This window comes from Bacillus sp. OTU530, assembly GCF_038440375.1.
Genome location: NZ_JASATP010000108.1, coordinates 1 through 3,845 on the forward strand (window position 1 = coordinate 1; position 3,845 = coordinate 3,845).

Annotated in this window: 4 protein-coding genes; 2 read left to right on the forward strand and 2 right to left on the reverse strand. The window is 40.0% G+C overall.

The genetic code is table 11. From position 1 onward, the window contains the following. Positions 1 to 502 (forward strand): aldo/keto reductase (locus tag AAHB12_RS30960; protein WP_342048910.1); only part of this gene is annotated, 502 nt, incomplete at its 5' end. A gap of 134 nt (positions 503 to 636) precedes the next feature. Here the strand turns inward: AAHB12_RS30960 and icd are convergent. Further along, positions 637 to 1,908, reverse strand: a complete 1,272-nt coding sequence (gene icd / locus AAHB12_RS30965; RefSeq protein WP_342048911.1) for an NADP-dependent isocitrate dehydrogenase — start codon at positions 1,906 to 1,908, stop codon at positions 637 to 639. 708 nt (positions 1,909 to 2,616) lie between these two features. Then, on the reverse strand, positions 2,617 to 2,826 hold the full coding sequence (locus AAHB12_RS30970; protein ID WP_342048912.1) for a DUF3903 domain-containing protein: 210 nt from the start codon (positions 2,824 to 2,826) through the stop codon (positions 2,617 to 2,619). A 371-nt stretch (positions 2,827 to 3,197) separates the two neighbouring features. On the opposite strand from AAHB12_RS30970, the gene AAHB12_RS30975 reads away from it, so the two are divergent. After that, on the forward strand, positions 3,198 to 3,767 hold the full coding sequence (locus tag AAHB12_RS30975) for a MerR family transcriptional regulator (RefSeq protein WP_342048913.1): 570 nt from the start codon (positions 3,198 to 3,200) through the stop codon (positions 3,765 to 3,767). The last annotated feature ends 78 nt before the right edge of the window (positions 3,768 to 3,845 follow it).

Sequence of the window (3,845 nt, forward strand, 5' to 3'; positions counted from 1 at the left end):
GATCCGTCGTGCTCATACGGTTCATGAAATAACAGCCATTCAAACGGAATATTCACTATGGAGCCGAGATGTCGAAGACGAAATTTTACCTGTTATCCGTGAGCTTGGAATTGGATTTGTAGCCTACAGTCCTTTAGGAAGAGGATTTTTAACAGGGCAAATTCAAACATTTGAAGACTTGGCAGAAGATGATTATCGTCGTTTTTCTCCTCGCTTTCAAGGAGAAAATTTTACAAAAAATTTAGATCTTGTGAATCAAATTAAAGAATTAGCAAGAGAAAAAGACTGTCAGCCTTCACAGCTAGCACTTGCTTGGATTCTGTCTCAAGGTGATGATATTGTCCCGATTCCAGGAACCAAACGAATTCAATATCTAGAGGAAAATATTGGAGCCCTTAAAATTCAATTATCCAAAGAAGACCTTCGCCGTATTAATGAAGTAGCTCCAAAAGGTGTGGCAGCAGGAGAACGTTATCCGGATATGAGCAGCGTTAATTTGTAATGAGGTTTCTCATTTAAAATTATCCAATAATTACAAATAACCTTAGGTTGATCCTCGCTATCCTAAGGTTATTTGTATGTTTCATACCCATCAAGTTAAAAATTTAGAATTACCCACCTGAACCATCTGTTAAATTAGTGCATATTTTGTATTAGAGTATCAGCAAACTCAGAACATTTCACTTCTGTCGCACCGTCCATTAAACGTGAAAAATCATATGTTACTACTTTAGATGCAATTGTTTTCTCCATAGAACCTATGATTAAGTTCGCTGCTTCGTTCCAGCCAAGGTGTTCAAGCATTAATACACCTGAAAGAATAACAGAAGATGGGTTCACCTTATCAAGGCCAGCATACTTCGGAGCTGTACCGTGCGTTGCTTCGAAAATAGCATGCCCTGTTACGTAGTTGATGTTAGCGCCAGGTGCGATACCAATACCGCCTACTTGTGCTGCTAATGCATCAGAAATATAGTCGCCGTTTAAGTTCATTGTTGCCACTACGTCGAACTCTTTCGGACGAGTTAAAATTTGTTGTAAGAAAATATCTGCAATAGAATCCTTCACGATGATTTTGCCAGCTGCTTCTGCTGCTGCTTGCGCTTCATTTGCTGCTTGCTTGCCTTGCTCTTCTACAAGACGGTCATACTGCGCCCAAGTGAATACTTTGTCGCTGAACTCTTGCTCAGCCACTTCGTAACCCCAGTTCTTGAACGCACCCTCTGTAAACTTCATAATGTTTCCTTTGTGAACAAGCGTTACAGATTTACGGCCGTGATCTACTGCATATTGGATAGCCGCGCGAACCAAACGCTTTGTTCCTTCTTCAGAAACAGGCTTAATACCGATACCGGATGTTTCAGGGAAACGGATTTTCTTTACACCCATTTTATTTTGTAAGAATTCAAGCACCTTTTGTACTTCTGCGGAACCTTTTTGATACTCGATACCTGCATAGATGTCCTCTGTGTTTTCACGGAAGATTACCATATCAGTGTCTTCTGGACGCTTTACTGGGGATGGAACGCCATCAAAATAACGAACAGGGCGTAGGCATACGTACAGGTCAAGCTCTTGGCGCAATGCCACGTTTAGAGAGCGAATACCGCCGCCTACTGGAGTTGTCAGAGGTCCTTTAATCGCAAGCAAGTACTCATCAATTACATCGAGCGTTGCTTGAGGAAGCCACTCCCCTGTTTGGTTGAAGGCCTTCTCACCTGCAAGTACTTCCTTCCAGACAATTTTCTTTTCGCCTTTGTATGCTTTTTCAACTGCTGCGTCTAATACACGTACAGATGCTGCCCAAATATCTGGACCTGTTCCATCTCCCTCAATGAAAGGAATAACTGGATTGTTTGGTACGTTCAGTACACCGTTCGTTACTGTAATTTTTTCACCTTGCATCATAAATATTTCCCCCTAGTTTGCCCATCCTCAGCTCATAGACTTTTCATGAATCTAAGCCTATAATAAAAGTTCATTTAACTTGTATCTGACAATTGACACTTCAATTACGTTCAAACCCATCGTAATATCCTTTTTAATATAAGTAAATTAGGAATAATAATATAACATTCATAAGAAAAACTTATCATTTAAGTAATAAGTCCGATCGCTTCGATGGATTACCTGTTATGTAACTTCCACGTACGAGTGCTGCTGTTACGTCGCTTCTATCTTTCCACTCATCAATAAATTTATTAAGAGCAATCCCCCACAATTTCATCCGCAAACACCTTCTTTTAAATTCCATTTTGTCAAAAATAACAATGTATATTCTATACAAACTTAGTTTACATAATCCCACATTACCGTAAATGCCATGCCCATGGGCATCCGCGCTAATATTGGGTTTCTCTCATTCTTGAACAATAGCAAATAGGCAGGATTTTATGAAATGCCGTACTGGTACGGGTTTTTCATAAAATCCTGCCTATTTTTCACGCGAAGAATAGGCTAAGAATATGGACAATCCTAGGTTCTAGTCCACTAATTTCAAAATAAAAACACCCCCTCAATTTTGATTTTTATCCAAAGGGGTAAAACGGAGCCTCTTTTTTATAACATCGTAACTTTATTTCAACTCTACAAATATAAAAGACTCAAAAAAACTACTTAGATCCCCATAGTGACACGTTCTGGAACACGATCTACGCTAGAAGAAGCATGTAATTCGATGGATGTCGCAGAACCAAAACGACGATGAAGTTCCTGCCTAACTTTATCTATAGCAAAGAATTCAGAAGAGGCATACACTGTAAGACATTCACCTACAATACGATTTCCAATGGTCATCGTGTATTCAACTTGATAGGGAGAAATCATTTGTTTCATCCTTCCTTCTACTTGTCTTTGCTACAGCATATGAAGGAGGAGTTTGAGGTATTCCAGATATTAGGTTGGTAGTTTCTATTACTATTAGGAGGGATTCCCTTTCTTGATTCAAATGTTCCATTAAATAGTGCATGACCTTTGCTTCAGGAGGACGATCCTTTCCCTCATGCCATATGTCGAGGATAGCCAGTCTTCCTTTTATCTCGAAAGCTCCTTTTCTTATGCGGAAAGAGGTCATGACGGTATGACCGTCGTATATGATACTCCTACTTCGTCCTCGGTTACATGATCTTTAACTACTACAAAGGGATTCCCTACTTACATATAGAAGGAAGCCGTAGGAGAAAGGGGGATATGACGGTATGACGGTCGTGTATAAAAGTAGCGAAGTTATGAAGATCTTAGATGTAAAGGAATCCGTTTTTAAGAAATATGTTTCACTCATTGAGAAAGAAGGCTTTGTGTTTCAAAAAAATGCGCAAGGCCATCGAATGTTTAGTGAATTGGACATTCAAACACTTGAAACATTCATCAAGTTAAGTCGTTATGATGGTGTAACCCTAGAGTCAGTCGCCAAAGAGGTTGCAGAATGGAGAAAGAATAAAGGTCATGACGACATGACAGAAATACAGGAGCAAGCCCTCCCAAATCCCCAAGACTCACAAAGTCATGACGTTATGACTCTTGTAGACTCCCTTCTTCGGGAGCAAGAGCAGCGGTTTACCTCTCAAATCCAACAACTTATCCAGCAGCAAAAAGAAATGACAACGAAACAAGATGAAAAGCTGAATCAAATTTTGCTTCAATTGGATCGCATGGATCAACATGAACAGGAACGAAATAGAATGATGCAAGAGGAAAAGGAAGCGCAGATGCAAATAGCAGCAGTCCAGGAAAAAAGGTCATGGTGGCATCGTTTTTTCGGTAAATGACCCAGGGAATGGCTTGGGAATCCCTATTACTATTAGGGATTCCCTTATAGCTCGGCAAACGTAAAAGGGGTACCATCA